Annotated in this window: 1 protein-coding gene; it reads right to left on the bottom strand. The window is 48.2% G+C overall.

Features of this window, described 5'->3' with window-relative positions; genetic code table 11:
* Positions 1-450: endolytic transglycosylase MltG (mltG, locus tag LKX83_RS31850; protein ID WP_227887268.1), on the bottom strand; the 450-nt coding region annotated here is incomplete at both ends.

Genomic DNA, 450 nt, shown 5'->3' with positions numbered 1-450 from the left:
CTTCTTCGTTACATAGAACAAATAGTCATGCTTCTCAGCATTGGCAACCGCGTGCAGCGCAGCTTCTCCCGGGCTTGCAATCGGCCCTGGCGGAAGTCCCTTTACTTTGTACGTATTGTATGGGCTATCCTGCTGTAGATCACTATGCATCACACGTTCCTTTTGTTTATCGAATAAATATTGCACGGTAGCATCTGCCTGCAGCGGCATCTGCTGAGCAATTCGATTGTAATACACACCGGCTACTTTCTGGCGTTCATCATCTGATCGTACTTCGCGCTCTACAATCGATGCCAGCGTAACAGCCTGATGCTTCGTTAGCGTATGCTGCTTGACCTTTGCATCCCAACTCTCATCCCACACTTTTTCGAAGCGCTCAAGCATTCTCTCAATGATCTGGTGCTCGGTCGTACCTTTTTTAAACTCGTACGTATCAGGGAAGAGGTAACC

The sequence above is a fragment of the Cohnella baijiui genome (assembly GCF_020731285.1).
GTDB lineage: Bacteria > Bacillota > Bacilli > Paenibacillales > Paenibacillaceae > Cohnella.
The sequence above is the reverse complement of the archived record's forward strand: the minus strand, read 5'-3'. Positions and strand labels throughout refer to the sequence as shown.